The sequence below is a fragment of the Mesorhizobium cantuariense genome (genome assembly GCF_042647205.1).
Classification (GTDB): Bacteria; Pseudomonadota; Alphaproteobacteria; order Rhizobiales; family Rhizobiaceae; genus Mesorhizobium; species Mesorhizobium cantuariense.
Genome location: NZ_JBHRVD010000001.1, coordinates 1,744,294 through 1,762,060, shown reverse-complemented (window position 1 = coordinate 1,762,060; position 17,767 = coordinate 1,744,294). Strand labels below are relative to the sequence as shown.

The 17,767-nt window shown below is 63.9% G+C and carries 17 protein-coding genes; 13 read left to right on the top strand and 4 right to left on the bottom strand.

The annotated features are described in order from the left end of the window. Positions 1 to 16: 16 nt before the first annotated feature. The gene (locus ACFOJ9_RS08085) at positions 17 to 2,044 is read left to right on the top strand and encodes a CocE/NonD family hydrolase (RefSeq protein ID WP_378978339.1); all 2,028 of its coding nucleotides are present in this window, start codon (positions 17 to 19) and stop codon (positions 2,042 to 2,044) included. A gap of 21 nt (positions 2,045 to 2,065) precedes the next feature. Here ACFOJ9_RS08085 and ACFOJ9_RS08080 read toward each other — a convergent pair whose 3' ends face one another. After that, positions 2,066 to 2,968 carry a LysR family transcriptional regulator gene (locus ACFOJ9_RS08080; RefSeq protein WP_378978337.1) on the bottom strand — a complete coding sequence of 301 codons (903 nt, stop codon included), beginning with the start codon at positions 2,966 to 2,968 and terminating at the stop codon, positions 2,066 to 2,068. A gap of 102 nt (positions 2,969 to 3,070) precedes the next feature. On the opposite strand from ACFOJ9_RS08080, the gene ACFOJ9_RS08075 reads away from it, so the two are divergent. From ACFOJ9_RS08075 to ACFOJ9_RS08065, 3 genes are all read left to right on the top strand, one after another. Then, a complete protein-coding gene (locus tag ACFOJ9_RS08075; protein WP_378978335.1) occupies positions 3,071 to 4,060 on the top strand; it encodes a zinc-dependent alcohol dehydrogenase family protein in 990 nt (329 codons plus the stop codon). Positions 4,061 to 4,274: 214 nt separating this feature from the next. Further along, the gene (locus ACFOJ9_RS08070) at positions 4,275 to 4,577 is read left to right on the top strand and encodes a TFIIB-type zinc ribbon-containing protein (protein WP_378978334.1); all 303 of its coding nucleotides are present in this window, start codon (positions 4,275 to 4,277) and stop codon (positions 4,575 to 4,577) included. Positions 4,578 to 4,649: 72 nt separating this feature from the next. Next, the gene (locus tag ACFOJ9_RS08065) at positions 4,650 to 5,636 is read left to right on the top strand and encodes a Tim44 domain-containing protein (RefSeq protein WP_378978332.1); all 987 of its coding nucleotides are present in this window, start codon (positions 4,650 to 4,652) and stop codon (positions 5,634 to 5,636) included. 50 nt (positions 5,637 to 5,686) lie between these two features. Here the strand turns inward: ACFOJ9_RS08065 and ACFOJ9_RS08060 are convergent, their stop codons facing one another. After that, a complete protein-coding gene (locus ACFOJ9_RS08060) occupies positions 5,687 to 6,784 on the bottom strand; it encodes a lactonase family protein (RefSeq protein WP_378978330.1) in 1,098 nt (365 codons plus the stop codon). Between the two features lie 199 nt (positions 6,785 to 6,983). On the opposite strand from ACFOJ9_RS08060, the gene ACFOJ9_RS08055 reads away from it, so the two are divergent. The 8 genes from ACFOJ9_RS08055 to ACFOJ9_RS08020 all read left to right on the top strand — a co-directional run bounded on the left by ACFOJ9_RS08055 (position 6,984) and on the right by ACFOJ9_RS08020 (position 14,574). Continuing rightward, positions 6,984 to 7,535 (top strand): MaoC family dehydratase, encoded by a 552-nt coding sequence (locus ACFOJ9_RS08055; protein ID WP_378978328.1) that lies wholly within the window; start codon positions 6,984 to 6,986, stop codon positions 7,533 to 7,535. 2 nt (positions 7,536 to 7,537) lie between these two features. Further along, positions 7,538 to 8,698 carry a CaiB/BaiF CoA transferase family protein gene (locus tag ACFOJ9_RS08050; RefSeq protein WP_378978326.1) on the top strand — a complete coding sequence of 387 codons (1,161 nt, stop codon included), beginning with the start codon at positions 7,538 to 7,540 and terminating at the stop codon, positions 8,696 to 8,698. Next, positions 8,695 to 9,864, top strand: coding sequence for an extracellular solute-binding protein (locus ACFOJ9_RS08045; protein WP_378978324.1), 1,170 nt, complete (start codon positions 8,695 to 8,697; stop codon positions 9,862 to 9,864). The genes ACFOJ9_RS08050 and ACFOJ9_RS08045 overlap by 4 nt, the downstream gene beginning before the upstream one ends. Before the next feature lie 25 nt (positions 9,865 to 9,889). Continuing rightward, a complete protein-coding gene (locus tag ACFOJ9_RS08040; RefSeq protein WP_378978322.1) occupies positions 9,890 to 11,077 on the top strand; it encodes an ABC transporter substrate-binding protein in 1,188 nt (395 codons plus the stop codon). Positions 11,078 to 11,165: 88 nt separating this feature from the next. Further along, complete coding sequence (locus ACFOJ9_RS08035) at positions 11,166 to 11,903, top strand: ATP-binding cassette domain-containing protein (RefSeq protein ID WP_378978320.1); 738 nt, start codon at positions 11,166 to 11,168, stop codon at positions 11,901 to 11,903. Beyond that, complete coding sequence (locus ACFOJ9_RS08030; protein ID WP_378978318.1) at positions 11,896 to 12,654, top strand: ATP-binding cassette domain-containing protein; 759 nt, start codon at positions 11,896 to 11,898, stop codon at positions 12,652 to 12,654. Before ACFOJ9_RS08035 ends, ACFOJ9_RS08030 begins: the two co-directional genes overlap by 8 nt. Beyond that, positions 12,651 to 13,601: an ABC transporter permease gene (locus tag ACFOJ9_RS08025; protein WP_378978316.1), complete on the top strand. Its 951-nt coding sequence runs from the start codon at positions 12,651 to 12,653 to the stop codon at positions 13,599 to 13,601. The genes ACFOJ9_RS08030 and ACFOJ9_RS08025 overlap by 4 nt, the downstream gene beginning before the upstream one ends. 1 nt (position 13,602) lies before the next feature. Further along, positions 13,603 to 14,574, top strand: a complete 972-nt coding sequence (locus tag ACFOJ9_RS08020) for an ABC transporter permease (RefSeq protein WP_378978314.1) — start codon at positions 13,603 to 13,605, stop codon at positions 14,572 to 14,574. A 9-nt stretch (positions 14,575 to 14,583) separates the two neighbouring features. Here the strand turns inward: ACFOJ9_RS08020 and ACFOJ9_RS08015 are convergent, their stop codons facing one another. Both ACFOJ9_RS08015 and ACFOJ9_RS08010 read right to left on the bottom strand, forming a co-directional pair. Further along, positions 14,584 to 15,423 carry an amidohydrolase family protein gene (locus ACFOJ9_RS08015; RefSeq protein ID WP_378978312.1) on the bottom strand — a complete coding sequence of 280 codons (840 nt, stop codon included), beginning with the start codon at positions 15,421 to 15,423 and terminating at the stop codon, positions 14,584 to 14,586. A gap of 66 nt (positions 15,424 to 15,489) precedes the next feature. Continuing rightward, complete coding sequence (locus tag ACFOJ9_RS08010; RefSeq protein WP_378978310.1) at positions 15,490 to 16,275, bottom strand: IclR family transcriptional regulator; 786 nt, start codon at positions 16,273 to 16,275, stop codon at positions 15,490 to 15,492. Positions 16,276 to 16,445: 170 nt separating this feature from the next. Here ACFOJ9_RS08010 and ACFOJ9_RS08005 point away from each other — a divergent pair, with 170 nt between their 5' ends. Continuing rightward, complete coding sequence (locus tag ACFOJ9_RS08005) at positions 16,446 to 17,765, top strand: ABC transporter substrate-binding protein (RefSeq protein ID WP_378978308.1); 1,320 nt, start codon at positions 16,446 to 16,448, stop codon at positions 17,763 to 17,765. Positions 17,766 to 17,767 lie beyond the last annotated feature (2 nt).

Sequence of the window (17,767 nt, the reverse complement as noted above, 5' to 3'; positions counted from 1 at the left end):
GTTGAGAGGAGCCGCCATGCAAGATATCCGCGTCGTCACCGATTTCCCGCGCAAAGTCCGCGAGATCGGGAACCTGTGGATCCCGATGCCGGATGGCATCAAGCTGGCGGCGCGTGTCTGGCTGCCGGAAGACGCGGAGGCCGATCCGGTGCCGGCGATCCTCGAATACCTACCCTATCGCAAGCGTGACGGAACGGTGGAGCGCGATGCGCTGACGCATCCCTATTTCGCCGGTCACGGCTATGCCGGCGTGCGGGTCGACATGCGCGGCTCGGGCGACAGCGAGGGGCTGTGCAAGGGTGAATATCTGAAGCAGGAGCAGGACGATTGCCTGGCGGTCATCGAATGGTTGGCCCGGCAATCCTGGTGCTCGGGAAGCGTCGGCATGATCGGCATCAGCTGGGGCGGATTCAACGGGCTGCAGGTCGCCGCCCGCCGCCCGCCGGCGCTGAAAGCCGTCGTTTCGCTGTGCTCGACCGACGACCGCTATAATGACGACGTGCATTATCTCGGCGGTGCCATGATGTGCGACAATCTGATGTGGGGAACCACCGCCTGGGCCATCGCCATGACGCCACCGGATCCGCTGATCGTCGGCGACCGCTGGCGCGATCTCTGGGAGCAACGGCTGAACGGCAACGGCATCTGGATGCAGGACTGGTTCGAACACCAGCGCCGCGACGATTTCTACAAGCACGGTTCGATCTGCGAGGATTATTCCGATGTCGAGATCCCGGTCTATGCCGTCGGCGGCTGGGCCGACGGCTATCCCAATCCGATCTTCCGGATGCTGGAGAAGCTCGGCGGTCCCCGCAAGGGGCTGATCGGACCCTGGGGGCACAAATATCCGCACTTCGCCATGCCCGGGCCGCGCATCGGCTTCCTGCAGGAGTGCCTGCGCTGGTGGGATCAATATCTCAAGGGCATCGACACCGGCATTGCCGACGAGCCGATGCTGCGCGCCTGGATTCAGGATCCCGCACGGCCGGCGGCGATCTATGACGAGCGGCCCGGCCGCTGGGTGGCGGAGCCGGCGTGGCCGGGGCCCGGCGTCGGCGAAAAGGTGCTGAACCTTGCGCCGCATGTGCTGAGCGAAGGCAAGGGCGAAGACGCGATCCTGGAGATTTCGTCGCCGCAGACGGCCGGCCTGTCGTCCGGCGCCTGGTGCGGTTATGGCGTCATGCCGACCTTGCCGGTCGACCAGCGCACGGAGGAAGGCAATGTCCTGATCTTCGAGACCGCGCCGTTGACCGAAGCGATCGAGATCCTTGGTTTCCCCGAATTCGAGGTCAGGCTCTCCTCCGACAAGCCGGTAGCGCTTCTCTCCGCCACGCTGTCGCAAGTGTTCCCTGAAGGTGCTGCCTCGCGTATCAGCTACGGCATCCTCAACTTGAGCCATCGCAACGATGATCTGGACATCGAGCCGATGGTGCCGGGCCAGGCGGAAACCGTCCGCATCAAGCTGCGCTGCTGCGGGCAGCGTTTCGAGGTCGGCGAGCGTATCCGGCTGGCGCTGGCGACATCGCATTGGCCGATCGTCTTCCCGACGGCCGAGCAGGCGACGTTGTCGATCCATTGCGGCGACAGCCGGCTGATCCTGCCGGTGCGCCCACCGCAGCCGCTGGACGACACGCTGGGGGCTTTCTTGGGCGCGGAAAGCGCCACGCCGATGGAGCAAGAGGTGCTGGCCAAGGGCGACGGCTTCCAGCGCACGGTGTCGACGGACCAGGCCACCGGCGAGACCGTCTATCAGGTCGTCAATGATGGCGGCACAGTGCGGCATCCACATACGCAGATGACTGTCGCGGCGAGACATGTCGACCGCTTCACCATCCACCCGGACGATCCGAACTCGGCGGTCGGCACCTGCACCTGGGAAAAATCCTATGACCGTGGCGACTGGCAGGCGCGTCTTTCGGTGAAGGCGACGGTAAGGGCACTGCGAAAAGTCTGGCGGATCGAGACCCACATCACCGCCCATGATGGCGATGAACTGATCGTCGACCGCAGCGAGGTCAAGGAGTATCCGCGCGATCTCAACTGAGACCGTCGGCAAAGATCGGTATCAGGCCATCAATTTCGGCAAGGCAGCCGCCAGCGCATCGACGGCCAGCCGCACCTTTAGCGGCAGATGCGGTGTCTGCAGCCAAAGGGCATGGCAGTCGTAGAGATATCGCGGCTGATCCGGCAGCAGCGCCACCAGCGCGCCGGCTTCAATGCGCTCGCGCACCAGCCACCAGGGCAACCAGGCAAGCCCCATCCCGTCGGCGGCCGCGTCGGCGATGGCATCGAGATCGTCGAGCCGCAGCCGGCCGGCTGGCATGATCTCCAGAGCTGGCTGCATTTCGCGCGCAAACAACCACGGCTGAACGATCTGGCCGAGCCGGCGGTAGATAATCGCCTGATGGTCGGCGAGATCCTCGATCCGCCGCGGCTCTCCGTGGTGTTGGAGATAGCAAGGCGCGGCGCAGACGAGCATGCCCTGGCGCGCGACGCGGCGTGCGATCACCCCCGCCTTGTCGCCCAGAGCACCGGTCCGAATGGCAAGATCGTAGCCGTCCTCGGCAAGGTCGGCGAAGCGGTCGGTGAGCGACAGATCGAGCTCCAGCATCGGATATTGCCGCGCCAGCCGCAGCAGCACGGGGGTGACGCAATGGCGTCCGAAATGCGCCGGCATGGTGACGCGCAGTTTGCCACGCGGTTCGGAGAACTGATCGGCGGCGAGGGCATCGGCGGCCTCGGCCTCGACCAGCACCACCCGGCAACGTTCATAGTAGGCGCGTCCGAAATCGGTCAGGCTCTGCCGGCGCGTGGTCCGGTTGAGCAGGCGCACGCCCAGCCGTTCTTCGAGAAACCGGACATGCTTGCCAACCATCGGTCCCGAGACATCCAGGGCGACCGCTGCTGCCGCGAACGAGCCGAGATCGACGGCCTTGACGAACACGGCCATGCTTTCGAGCCGATCCATATTCGGAACTCCTGGTTTCTACTGTTCTTCTCTTGCAGCCATTTATCCCCGAAAAGCTTGGCTGCATAGCTCATTCAGTTCAGATGATTTGGAGTATCCCGAATGACACGCGTAGTTCGCTTTCACCAGCATGGTGGCCCTGAGGTTCTGCGCATCGAGGATGTCGAGCTTCCCCCACCGGGTCCGGGCGAAGTTCAAATCCGCATCAGGGCGCTCGGCCTCAATCGCGCCGAAACGCTGCTGCGCGCAGGTACTTATATCGAGACGCCGAAGCTGCCCTCGGGGCTTGGTCTCGAAGCGGCGGGTGTCATCGAGGCTATAGGCGACGGCGTGAAGGATTTCGCGCCGGGCGACAGCGTCAGTGTCATCCCGCCGCAATCGATGATCCGCTGGCCGGCCTATGGGGAGCTTGCCACCTATCCCGCGGAACTTATCGTCAAGCACCCGCCATCACTCGACTGGCAGACAGCGGCGGCAGTCTGGATGCAATATCTCACCGCTTATGGCGCGCTGATCGATATCGCCAGGCTTGGAAGTGGCGATGCCGTCGTCATCACCGCGGCCTCAAGCAGCGTCGGGCTTGCGGCGATCCAGACCGCCAACAGGGTCGGCGCGACGACGATTGCGGTGACGCGAACATCGGCCAAGAAGCAGGCTCTGCTCGACGCTGGCGCGGCACATGTCATTGCCTCGGCGGAAGAGGATCTGGTCGCACGACTGAATGAAATCACCGGACCGCAAGGCGTGCGCGTGGTGCTGGATGCAATCGGCGGCCCGATCTTCGAGCCATTGACAGCGGCGATGTCACGTGGCGGCATTCTCATCGAATATGGCGGCCTCAGCCCCGAGCCGACGCCGTTCCCGCTGTCAGCCGTGCTGGCCAAGACGCTGACGCTGCGCGGCTACCTCGTCCACGAGATCACCGGCGACCTGGCGAAACTGGAGGCGGCCAAGGCGTTCATCCTCGACGGACTCGGGACTGGGACTCTAAAGCCTATCATCGACCGGACCTTTGCGTTCGAGCAGATCGTCAAGGCGCACCGCTACCTGGAGTCGAACGAGCAATTCGGCAAGATCGTGGTGACGATTTGAAATCGTGGTGACGGTTTGAGCAGAGATGGCGAACAAATCACTCCTGCAGGCAATATCGCCCTTGAAGGCGCGGCGCTGCATTCCTAACTGTCGCCTGCGGGCCGGGCCCCTCTGACTGTCGCTTTTGGCGATTGTGATGTCGGACCGCTGTAGCGGGCCCGTTTCCATTCTTTTCGGTCAAGCGGGCTCATTCGTTTTTGGTTTGGAGCCCCACATGACATCTACTTCCCTCCTTGGTATGGTTTGCCCTTCCTGCCGCGTCGCGCTCGTCATGAGCGAACGCCAGGGTATCGAGATCGACTACTGTCCGCAGTGCCGCGGCGTCTGGCTTGATCGAGGGGAACTCGACAAGATCATCGAGCGTTCCGGCAGGGATGCGTCGCCCGCGCCGCAGCCGCAGCCGGCAGCATTCTCCCAGCCGCAACACGGCCAGGGCCGCGATGACGATTATTCCCGCTCGCAGGGCCACCGCTATCCGAAGCGGAAGAAATCATTCTTCGAAGAGTTGTTCGATTGACCGCACGCCCGGCGCCCGTTGCGGCGTTTGCTGAAAAACTTCTGAAACCGCATCGATAGAGGCTAATCTCCGATGATCTCCCGCACAAGCCGATTTGCAGCCCTCTTTGCCGGGCTGTTCCTCGCATTCTCCATGGTCGCGATGGATCACGCCGAGGCGCGTCGTGGCGGCAGTTTCGGCAGTCGTGGCATGCGTACGTTCCAATCGGCACCGCCGACCAGGACCGCGCCAGCGCCGACCGCTCCGGTCGAGCGTTCGATGACGCCCAACACCGGTGTGAACAACGCGGCCCGGCAGCCGCAGGCCGGCCTGCAGAGGCCCGGCTTCATGAGCGGCTTCGGTGGAACGATGATGCGCGGCCTGCTGCTCGGCGGCCTGATCGGCCTGCTCGTGGGCCAAGGCTTCGGCGGCCTAGCCGGCATGTTCGGTTTCCTGCTTCAGGCCCTGCTCATCGGCGGCGCGATCATGCTGGCCATCAGGTTCTTCCGGTCGCAATCCGCGCGTGGTCCCGCCCCGGCGCTTGCTGGTGCCGGCAATGCCCAGGCTTCGAGATTTGAGAACCGCGCAACGGCACAGCAGCAGACTGCAGGCTCCTTCACAATTCCCGGCTTTGGCGGTGGTTCGGGCGGAGGCTCTCCGGCCACCGGTTCTGATGAGATCACGCTGGCCCAGACCGACCTCGACGCATTCCAGCAGCTGTTGACCGATGTCCAGGAGGCATTCGGGCGCGAAGACCATGCCGCTCTGCGCCGGGCGACGACGCCGGAAATGGTGTCCTATCTGTCCGAAGAGCTGGCCGACAATGCCCAGAAAGGCCTCAGGAACGAGGTAACGGACGTCACTTTGCTGCAGGCCGACATCGCGGAAAGCTGGCGCGAGGATGACCGCGACTACGCCACGGCCGCATTGCGCTACGAGTCTCGTGACGTGACGCGCGAACGGGCCAGCGGCAAGATCGTCGAAGGCGGCGATGAACATCCGACAGAGACGACCGAACTGTGGACATTCGTGCGTGAGAATGGCTCGAACTGGAAGCTCTCGGCAATACAACAGGCTTGAGCCCCCGCCGGTTTTGCCCGAGGCTTCGATGCGGATGTGGTTGCGGTCGTTCAGCGCACGATCTTGACGCACATCGGCGTGCCGATCTCGATGGCGCGCCCGGTGTCGCTGAGCATGCCGGTCTCGGCGTCGCGGGCGAAGATCGAGATGCGGTCGGCATTCTGGTTGGCGGAAAACAGATGACCGCCTGACGGCGTCAGCGCCAGATTGCGCGGCGTCGCACCGCCGCAGGGGATATAACCTACGAGGGCCAGCGCACCGGTCTGCTGGTCGACCGCCATGATGACGACGCTGTCGTGGCCGCGGTTGGAACCGTAGACAAAGCGGCCATCCGGCGAAATCTGGATATCGGCGCAATGATTGCTGTCGCGCGCCTCGGCCGGCACCGCCGGCTTTGCGTCGACAATTGACAGCTTGCCGCTGGCTTCGTCCAGCGCCATCGACACGACGGTCGAATCCAGCTCGTTCATGACGAAGACGAAGCGTCCGTTCGGATGCAACGCAAGATGGCGCGGACCGGCGCCCGGCGGCAGAGCGGATTCGGCTGATTTGCTCAGGCTGCCATCGCGCCCGATGCGGTAGGACACCAGCCGGTCGATGCCGAGATCGGCGACGATAGCCATACCACCGGCAATGGTTTCGGTGACGCTGTGGGCATGCGAGCGTTCCTGCCGCGCCGCATTCGGGCCGGTGCCGGAATGCGAAACGCTGGCCAGTGGCGCCGACAAGGCACCGTTCTCCTTGAAGCCATAGACAGCCACCGCGCGATCCGGGCCGCCCTCGCCCATGCCGTAGTTGGCAACCAGCAGCTTTGTCCCGTCGCGGCTGATGGTGTTGTGGGCGGTGATGCTGCCGAGTGATGGTTGCTTGTTCAGATAGGTGAGCGCGCCCGAGGCACGATCGAAGCTGTAGGCGGAGACGGTTCCCTCGCGCCAGGTGAAGACTTCCGAATTGGCGTAGATGTGCGAGCCGTCCGGCGTCACCGAGAGGAAGGTCGGATTGTCGACGTCGTTGGTCTCGGCCAGTTTTCGTGTTTCCAACGTCGCTTCGTCAAAGCTGTAGACGCCGAGACCGACGCCGCGCGCGCCCTGAAAATATGGCGCTTCCCGGTTCAGGCTGCCGACAAAGACCAGACAATCCTTGCGCATGATTTCCTCCCCTGCCCGCCAGCGCTTCGGCGCGCGGGAGCAGCCAAAATTTCGCCTGTTCACGCTTGCAACGCAACCCCATATGTGAAAATACTATTTACAAAAGAAGATTGACGGGAGGAAACGTCTTGCATTTCGACGCCTTGATGCGTTTTCAAATGGTTGCGCGGTGCCTCCAGCAGGGCTGGTGGAGCCGACCATGAACGATTTTGCGCCCACCGTCGGCGTCGCCTCGACGCACCCGAAAAATATGCCCGAGGACCACGCCGCGCTGCCGGTGTGGAATGCCGAGAACTGGTTCTACGAGGACTGGCCGGTCGGCCAGAAGATCCGCTCATTGCGGCGCACGATGGCGGAAGGCGACAGCCACCTTTTCAATACGCTGGTGCTCGATATCCACCCCTATGTGCAGGACCAGATGTTTGCCGAGAGCGAAGGGATTTTCGGCAAGCGGCTGATTGCCGGCGCCTTCGTCTTTTCGGCCGGCCTTGGGCTGGTCGCCACCAACTGCGTCAACGCCTTTTCCTACGGCTACGACAGACTGCGTTTCATAAAGCCTGTCTTCATTGGCGATACGATCTATTCGATCCGCTCCAACCTCGACAAGACGCCCCACTACAAGGAGATGGGGTTGATCCGCGCCAGCTATGAGGTGTTCAAGGGCGAAGGCGAGCTCGTTCTCTATTGCGAGCATCTGCAGACGGTGAAGTACCGCAACCCTGCCGATTTCGTCGGCAAGACGGAGAAATAGAAATGCCGGCAGTAGCCGAATTGCCGCTCGCCGGTCTCGTGGTCGTCGACCTGAGCCAGTTCCTGTCCGGGCCTTATTGCTCGCTCAGGCTGCTCGATCTCGGCGCCCGCGTGATCAAGATCGAGCGTCCGGATGGCGGCGACCTGTCGCGCCGGCTCTATCTCAGCGACACCGAGATCGGCGGCGATTCCACAATCTTCCATGCCATCAACCGGGCCAAGGAAAGTCTTGCCATCGACCTCAAGAACGAGGCCGATCTCACGGCATTGCGCGGGCTTCTGGCCAAGGCCGATGTGCTGATCCAGAATTTCCGGCCGGGCGTCATCGAACGGCTCGGCTTGGACTACGAAGCCGTCCGCAAGATCAACCCACGGCTGGTCTATGCCTCGATCAGCGGCTATGGCGAGGACGGCCCATGGGTCAAACGCCCGGGCCAGGATCTCCTGGCGCAGGCGCGTTCCGGCGTGATGTGGCTGAACGGCGACGAGGACCAGGGGCCGGTGCCGTTCGGCCTCGCCATCGGCGACATGCTGGCCGGTGCGGCCAGCGCGCAAGGCATTCTGGCCGCACTGGTAAGGCGCGGCATCACCGGCCAGGGAAGCCATATCGAAACCAGCCTGCTGGAAGCGCTGGTCGATTTCCAGTTCGAGGTGCTGACCACGCATCTCAATGACGGCCGCCGGCTGCCCAGGCGCTCAAGCTTCCGCAGCGCGCATGCCTATCTGTCGGCGCCTTACGGTGTCTACCCGGCCAAGGACGGCTATCTCGCCATCGCCATGACCCCGATCCCCAAGCTGGCCGATCTGCTGTCGCTTGGCGAACTCGCATCCTATCGCGACAAGCCCGCATCCTGGTTCACCGCGCGCGATGACATCAAGGCGATCATCGCGCAGAGGATCGCCACCAAAACCATCGACGAATGGCTTGCCATTCTCGAGCCCGCCGACATCTGGTGCGCCAAGGTGCTGACCTGGCCGGAAATGCTGGCAAGCGAGGGCTTCCAGTCGCTCGACATGCTGCAGACGGTGACGCGCGAGGACGATGTCTCGATCCTCACCACCAGTTCGCCGCTCAGGGTCGATGGTATCAGAGCCAAGGTCGATCGGGCGGCACCGCGCATCGGCGAGCACAGTGCGGCAATCCGCGAGGAGTTCGGCCTGTGAGTTCGCCCAAGCTCAAAGGCATGACCTGGAGCCATCCGCGTGGCTACGATCCGATGGTCGCCTGCTCGGCGCTGTGGCAGCAGAAGACCGGCATTGCCATCGAATGGGACAAGCGCTCGCTGCAGGATTTCGAATCCTTCCCGGTCGAAGAACTGGCGCGCGCCTATGACCTGATCGTCATCGACCATCCGCATGTCGGCCAGATCACGGCGGAGCGTTGCCTCGAGCCGCTGGATGTTGCCGGCCGCGAGGCCGAACGCGCCGCCCTCGCCTCAGGCAGCGTCGGCCGGTCCTATCCAAGCTACACCTGGCAGGGACGGCAATGGGCGTTTCCGATCGATGCTGCGGCCCAAGTCCAGGCCTGGCGGCCGGATGCGCTCGATGCGCCGCCGGCGCGCTGGAGCGAAGTGCTCGACCTCGCCCGGCAAGGCCGTGTGCTGCTGCCGTTGCGCCCGCCCCACGTGCTGATGGTGTTCTACACGCTTGCCGGCAATCTCGGGCATCCCTGCGCGACTGATCCGTCCGGCGACCTTATCGACGCCGACGCCGGCAGCGAAGTCTTCGAGACAATGCGCGAGATCGCGGCACTCGTCGACCCGGCCTGCCTCGAGATGGATCCGATTGCCGTCTCGGAGCGCATGGCAGAGGCCGGTTCACGGATCGTCTGCGCGCCGCTCATCTATGGCTATGTCTCCTATGCGATGGCCGGGTTTCGCGCGAACCGGCTGGCCTTTGCCGACATCCCGGTCATAGGTTCGAATGGCCCGATCGGTTCAGCGCTCGGCGGCACCGGTATAGCGGTTTCAGCCTTTTCCAAAGCCAGAGATGCCGCGATCGATTTCGCCTATCGGGTCGCCAGCGGCGATGTCCAGCGCGGCCCCTATGCCGCTGCCGGCGGTCAGCCCGGCCATGCCGCGGCCTGGGAGGACCAGACGGTCAATGAAGCGACCGGCAATTTTTATCGGGACACGCGCGCGACGCTGGAGGGCGCATGGGTGCGACCACGCCATGACGGCTACATGGCGTTCCAGCAAGCGGCATCCGACCGCATCCTTTCCGGCATGACCTCCCGGCACAAAGCCGCCGAGGTCGTTGCCGATCTCAATCGCCTGTTTCGGGAAAGTTCTCCGGCGCAGGTGTCCGGCGCTGCCGGTGGAGGAGCCTGAACGAAACCGAACGGAGGAGAACAAGATGACAGGAATGATCCGCGGCCTGCTGGCCGCAACGGCGCTTGCCTCGCTTGCAACGACCGCCTTCGCGCAAGATGTGCAAGGCGTCATCGGCGGACTGCCGACCGAACTCAAGGCGCAGTATGACGGCGCGCCGCAGAAGGTGCTGCCTTCGGCCTGGGAAAATTTCACCGCGCCGCCGAAGCCGTGGAAATGGTGCCACTCGGAATCCTACCAGGGCAATCCGTGGCGGGTTACGGTGACCAAGGAACTGAAGCGCCTTGTCGACGGGCTGATCGCCGACGGCACCGTCTCCAGCTTCGAGGTGTCGGACTCCAACAACGACGCCAGCCAGCAGATCAACCAGATCCGAGCCTTCATCGACAAGAAGTGCTCGATCATCACGTCGATCCCTGGCTCGGCGACGGCGCTCGACGATGCGATCGATGCTGCCGCCAAGGCCGGTATTCCGTTCATCACCGCGGCCGGTTCGGTGACCAGCCCGAACGCGATCAATGTCGATTCCAACTATGCGCGCTGGGGCTATGACATGATGACGGCGATCGGCAAGGCGCAGCCGGACGGTGCCAGCATCCTGCTCGTCGAAGGCATTGCCGGCCACCCGATCGTGGTGCAGGAACGCCAGGGCGCGGACAAGGCGCTGGCCGAAAATCCGAAGCTGAAGATCTCGCGCAACGTCAACGGCAACTGGACGGCCAATGTCACCAAGACGGTGGTGCTGCAGGCGATCGCCACCAACCCGGCGCCGATCGATGCGGTGTGGACGACAGGCAGCGAAAGCCGCGTCGTCGCCGAAGCCTTCGCCGAGGCAGGCAGGCCGGCGCCATTGATCACCGGCTCGATCACTGGCGACGCGTTGGGCTACTGGAAGGCCAATCCCGACAAGTACCGCTTTGAAGGCCATGCGGTTCTGCCGCACTGGACCGCGCAAACGCTGTTCCGCGTCGGCGAGCGCATGCTGGACGGCCAGAAGCCGAAGCTGAATACGCTGCTGATCCCGATCCCGCCTGTCCACACCGCCGATCTCGGCGCCTGGTACAAGGACTGCATGACGGCGGATGCGGTGTCGATCTTCCCCATCCCGCCGACGGACCCGATGCCGGAGGAATGGCTCGACGCCTATTTCTCGAACCCGGCGCCGACCAAGGGTTGGGATTACTCGAAGGTGCCCGACGCCTGCGCAAAGTGACGCCTGCGCAAAGTGACGCCTGCACCAACTAGCATCTCAGCAGGCCGGCTCCTTTCGGGGAGCCGGCCTGCCAGCATCGAAACGCGACATGCTTGAAATCACAAACATATCCAAACGCTACGGCGAGACGGTCGCGCTCGCGGACGCGTCGATCGCGTTCCGGGCGGGGACGATCCACACGATCCTGGGCGAGAACGGTTCGGGCAAGAGCACCATGGTCAAGCTGTTGTCCGGCATCGTCCAGCCGGACAGCGGCGCGATCCTGCTGCAGGGCAAACCGTTTTCGGGTGGCAACCCCTCGGCCTTTCAGGCGCAAAGCTTCGCCACGGTGTTCCAGGAGGTGCTGATCGCACCGGACCGCAGCGTGACCGACAACGTCCTGCTCGGCCTCGACGGGCTGATCCGGCGCACCGTTCCCCGCAATGAGCGCCGCGACCGGGCGGCGGCGGCGCTGAAGCGCTTCGCCATCACCGACGTGCCGCTCGACACACGCGCCGGCCTGTTGCCGCTCGCAGCACAACAGCTTGTCGTTCTCGCGCGTGCGGTCATCCGCAATCCAAAGATCCTGATCCTCGACGAGGTCACCGCCGCGCTCGACTTCGCCGATCGCGAATCCGTGTTTTCGCTGATGCGCGCGCTTGCCGGCGAAGGTTGCCTGATCCTGTTCATCACCCACCGCATGGACGAGGTGATGTCGCTTTCGGATCGCATCTCGATCCTGCGTGGCGGCAGCGTCGTGCGCACCGAAGAGCGCGGCGCCTCGACGCCAGCTGAGCTCCTCAAGGCCATGGCGCCACGCACCGCGGCGGAGCTGGCGCATGGCTGATCGCATCGCTTCCAACTTTCGTGGCCTCACCGTTCGCGACCTCGCCATCGCACCCGGCGCCAGTCCGATCACGCAGGCGATTGCTCCGGGCGAGATCGTCGGCCTTGCCGGCCTCGACGGCCATGGCCAGGAGCTGTTCCTCAAGATGCTCGCCGGCCTGGCATCGCCGTATGGGGGCTCGATCGTGCTCGACCTGCCCAGCGAGCCCCGCAAGATCACCGGCTTCCGCAAGGCCGTCTCCAGCGGCATCGCCTATCTGCCGCGCGACCGGCGTGCGAACGGCATTTTTCCGACGCAGTCGGTGCTCGACAATTTCGCCGTCTCGACACTGTCGCGCGATACGCGCCTCGGCCTGATCAGCCCGGCGGCACGCAAGGCGCGCTACGACATCTATCGCGAAAAACTGTCGATCGTGGCACCCCGACCCGATGCGCCGATCACCACCCTGTCCGGCGGCAACCAGCAGAAAGTGCTGCTGGCACGCGCGCTGGCGCTCGAGCCTGCGATCCTGCTTCTCAACGACCCGACCCGTGGCGTCGACGTGGCGACACGGCACGTGCTCTACGACGTCTTTCGCGGATTGGCTGCGGACGGCATGGGGCTGGTCATCCTGTCCAGCGAGATCGAGGAAATTCTTCTCCTGTGCCAGCGCGTGCTGGTGTTCCGCGAAAATGAAGTCGCGGCTGAAATCGCCGGCGATGCGCTGACCACAGACAGCGTGATCTCAGCCATGTTCGGACGTGCGGCATGAACCCTGTTGCGCGTCTCCTGTCCCTTGGGCGAAACGTCGGCTTCGCGGTCGTGCTGCTGATCGTCCTGCTTGCGGTCAATCTCATCCTCAGCCCGGGACGGTTCCAGCCGGGATCGTGGGGGGCACTAGTCGGATTGGCCGCGCCCTTGATCGGCGCGGCCATCGCCTCGACGCCGGTCATCCTCGCCGGTCGCGGCGGCATCGACATCTCGGTCGGGCCGCTGATGGGCTTCGTCAACGCTGTTGCGATCCAGTTGCTGTTCCTCGGCGCCGGCATCTCATCGCCCTTGGTGCTCGTTCCGGCGGCCCTGCTCGTCGGCGCGCTGGTAGGGGCTGCGAACGGCTTTCTGGCGACAATCGTGCGCATCCAGCCGATCGTCGCCACGCTCGGCACCTATCTGATCCTGACCGGTGTGACGCTGACGATCCTGCCCGCACCGATCGGCCCGGCGCCGGCCTGGCTCAAGGCACTGTCCGGTCCGCTGTCGATGCTGCCGCTGGCACTGATGTTCATTGCCTGGTGGCTGGTGCGGCGCACGCCCTACTACGACCAGCTGATGGCGGTCGGCAGCGACGACCGTGCCGCCTACACCGCCGGCGTCGATGTCACGCGCGTGCGCTTCATCGCCTATGTCATGACCGGGCTCGTCAGCGGATGCGCCGGGCTGATGCTGACCGCGCTGATCGGCTCCGCCGACCCCAATATCGGCCCAACCTACACGCTGATCGCCATCGCTGCCGTCGCGCTCGGCGGCGTCAGCCTGGCCGGCGGTCGAGGTGGCGTCGCTGGTGCCGCCATCGGCGCCATCGACATCTTTCTGCTGCAGAGTGTACTGACGACGTTCAACGTCTCGACCTTCGTGCTGCAGATCGCCTATGGCGCCATACTGGTGCTGGCCGTGATGCTGACCGCGCTGCAGGAACGTCTTGCCATGAGGAGTCGCTGACATGGTTTTGCGCCGAAACCTGTTCACGACAACCAACGCCCGCGTCGTCGGCGCCTTCTGTGTCGCCGCTCTTCTGCACCTTGCCGGCACAGTTCTCATTCCCGGCTACTCGGCACCGTTTGCGATACGCGCCATGCTGGTTCTCGCCTCGCTGCTTGCCGTCGCCTCGATCGGCCAGACGCTGGTCGTCATCATGGGTGGCATCGACCTGTCGATCCCCTTCGTCATCGGTTTTGCCAATGTCGTGGCGGCGCAGCTTTATGGCGATGGCTGGAATTTTGTCCTGGTCTGCGGCCTCGTCGGCGTACTGGCGATCATCATCGGCGGGCTGAACGGTCTGATCTCGCGCAGCCTCGACATCCAGCCGCTGATCGTCACGCTCGGCATCGGCATGGTGGTGCAAGGGCTGGTGCTGCTGTGGACTGCCGGCTTCCCGTCAGGCTCCGCGCCGCAAGCGGTTTCCAGCTTCGTGTCGATCGGCGGATCGGCCGGACCGCTGCCGGTTCCGTGGCTGGTGCCGAGCCTGGTCGTGCTGGCCGCACTCGTCGTGCTGGTGCTGGAGCGGACGCCCTATGGGCGGCGGCTCTATGCACTCGGCAGCAATCCGGGTGCGGCACCGCTGGCGCTGATCGATCCGGTTCGCATGTGGGTCATCACCTATGCGGCAAGCGCCTTCTTCGCCGCCGTGGCGGGGGTGCTGCTGCTCGGCTTCACCGGCTCGGCCTATGGCGATGTCGGCCAGCCCTATCTGTTCCAGACCATCGCGGCCGTGGTCGTTGGTGGCGCGGCGCTGGTTGGCGGCCGCGGTAGCTATCTCGGCACCATCGCCGGCGTGCTGGTGCTGACCGAGATCAACACGCTGCTGATCGGCCTCGGCTTCCAGCCCTCGGCGGTACAGGCAGCACTGGGCCTTATCATCGTGCTGCTGGTCTCGCTCTACGGCCGCGAACGGCACGTCTCGACGACGATCTGAGGGAGCCAGTCAGTCGAGCCGCCACAGCTTGCGGGCATTCCCGGATAGCAGCCTGTCGCGCTCCGAAATGCTACAACCGACAAGCAGCGCATGGGTCGCCGCGACCCAGGTCGAGAGGCCGCCGCCAAGCGTGCAGACCGGCCAGTCGCTGCCCCAGACGACGCGGTCCCAGCCGAACGCACCGATTGTGTGTTCGACATAGGGCCGCAGCGTCTCAGCCGTCCAGCTGCCCGCATCGGCATAGGCGACGACGCCTGAAATCTTGGCCATGACATTCGGGCGCCCCGCGATCTCGCTCATATGCTCGCGCCACGGATGCTCGCTGTTGCCCTTGATGTCGGGCACGCCGCAATGGTCGAGGACGAACGTCACATCGGGCGCCAGGTCGGCAAGCGCAATCGCCTTCGGGATCTGGTGCGGCAGCACGACGAGATCGAAGGTCAGGCCCGTACCGCCAAGCCGCTTGATGTTGTCGCCAAACAGCGCGCCTTCCGAGAGATCGTCCGGCATGACGTGGAGAACACGGCGGAAACCTTTGACGAATGGGTTTGCTCGCTGCCTTTCGAGATAGGCGGGAAAATCCACCTCTTCGGGCCGGCAGGACGCGATCACCCCGGCCAGCATGCTGCCGGGTTGCCGCGACAGGCCTTCGACACGAGCGGTCTCGGCCTCGATGTCGGCTGGGTCGACATCGACCTCCATATGCAGCACGCGCCCGACGCCGACACGCTGCGCCTCCACGGCGTAATCCTCATAGGAGAAATCACGGTTAAGCGCCGGCACGCCGGCGAGCCAGGGGTAGCGCAAGACCGAACGGTCAATGAGATGCAGATGGGTGTCGATGATCATGGCGAGGCTCCTCCGTCCGGCTTTTTCAAATCATCTCACGGGGGAATTCATCATTCAAATAAGAATTCATGCCGATGAGCCGACCGCCGACCCGGCAAGGTGCGACAGCTTTTCGCACGTGACCAGCAGCAGCTCGATCGTCCTGGTGATGTCGGGCGCGGAAGGCGCATTGACCACGGTGATGTAGGGTATCGACAATGCGGCGATCGCCTTGCCGTCGGAACTGCGCACCGGCGCGGAGAGATTGAAGACGCCGGCAGTCTGCATTGAGGCCATCATCTCGTAGCCGCGGTCGCGTATCTGGTCGAGACGGGAAAAGAACTCGGTCGATTGCGCCGTCTTGTCGGTGCTGCGGACGTGTTCCGATATCATCATCTGCCGCTCTTCCGGCGAGCGGAAGGCGAGCAGCACATGCCCCGAACCGGTGTCGAACAGGCTGATGTGCGAGCCGACCCGGATCGAGATGCCCCAATAATTCGGCGCCTCCTGCTGACCGATGACGACGGCGGAACCGCGATCAAAAACAACGAGTTGGTTGGCCTGCTGCGATGTCTCGGCCAGTTCGCGCATCAGCGGCGTCGCGTAGGAGACCAGCCGCCGCACCGGAGCGTGCAACTGCGCCAGGCCGAACAGCTTGAGCGTCAGCGAATAGCGGTCGCCGTCGAGCCTGGTGACGTAGCCGCGCCGCACCAGCCGGTCGAGCATGCGGTAAAATTCGTTGGGGCTGCGGTCGAGCTTCTTGGCGATTTCGGCTTGCGTCAGGCCACCGTCGACGCCCGCCAACAGTTCGAGGATATCGAGCCCCTTGTCGAGCGCCGGCGCGCGATAGCGCTCGTCTTCGCTGTCGTCCATGGCTCATCCCTCCAGTGAATTTCACCCTTCATATACGCATGAACACGCCTGACGGAAACAAAATTTCGCCTTGACGTATCCGTGAATGTTTTGTTTGTATATGAATGTAGCACTTCTTGTCACCAGACGAGTTGCGGTCGCCGCGGAGGCGGCACCAAGGGAGGATACCAATGAACAGACTGCTTTCCGGCGTGTGCGCCGGCGCATTGTTGCTTGCGTCAGGTGGAGGCGCTGCCCTTGCCGGCGACCTGCCCGGCAAGTTCGAAGGCGTGACCGTCGACGTGAAGCTGATCGGCGGCCAGCAATATGAAAAACTCTACGAGCGCATTCCAGAATGGGAGAAGGCGACCGGGGCCAAGGTCAACATCCTGACCAAGAAGAACGGCTTCGACATCGACAAGGAACTCAAGTCCGACATCGCCTCGGGCAGCACCAACTGGTGCGTCGGCTGGAACCATTCGTCCTTCGCGCCGCAATATACGAGCCTCTACACAGACCTCAGCAAATTGCTGCCCAAGGCAGAGATCGACGCCTTCGTGCCGTCGACGATCACGTCGGCGACCATCGACGGCAAGCTGGAGATGCTGCCGCGCGCCCAATTCGACGTTTCAGCGCTCTACTACCAGAAGAGCCTGTACGAGAACGCCGACAACAAGACCCAGTTCAAGGCGAAATACGGCTATGATCTGGTGCCGCCGGACACTTGGAAGGAAGTCACCGACCAGGCCGAGTTCTTCGCCAACCCGCCCAATTTCTACGGCACGCAATTCGCCGGCAAGGAAGAGGCGATCAACGGCCGCTTCTACGAGATGGTCGTTGCCGAAGGCGGCGAGTATCTCGACAAGGACGGTAAGCCGGTCTTCAATTCCGAGGCCGGAATCCGGGCGCTCGACTGGTTCGTCAACCTCTACAAGGCCAAGGCCGTGCCGGCCGGAACCACCAACTATCTCTGGGACGATCTCGGCCAGGGCTTTGCTTCGGGCACCGTCGCCATCAACCTCGACTGGCCGGGCTGGGCAGGCTTCTTCAACGATCCGAAGTCGTCGAAGGTCGCCGGCAATGTCGGCGTCAAGGTCGCGCCGAAGGGCTCGTCTGGCAAGCGCACCGGCTGGTCCGGTTTCCATGGCTTCTCGGTGACCGAGAACTGCCCGAACAAGGAGGCCGCGGCTTCTCTGGTGTGGTGGCTGACCAACGAAGACAGCCAGAAGCTTGAGGCCGCCGCAGGTCCGCTGCCGACCCGCACCGCGGTCTGGGACTGGGACCTGAAGCAGGCCGAAAACGATCCCTACAAGAAGGAGGTTCTTACCGCCTTCCAGGAAGAGGCGAAGCACGCCTTCGCCGTGCCGCAGACGCCTGAGTGGATCGAGATCTCGAACGCAGTCTATCCCGAACTGCAGGCGGCGATCCTCGGCGACAAGACCTCCAAGCAGGCACTGGATGATGCGGCCGCCAAGGCGACGCAGATCCTCCAGGACGCCGGCAAGCTCTAGCA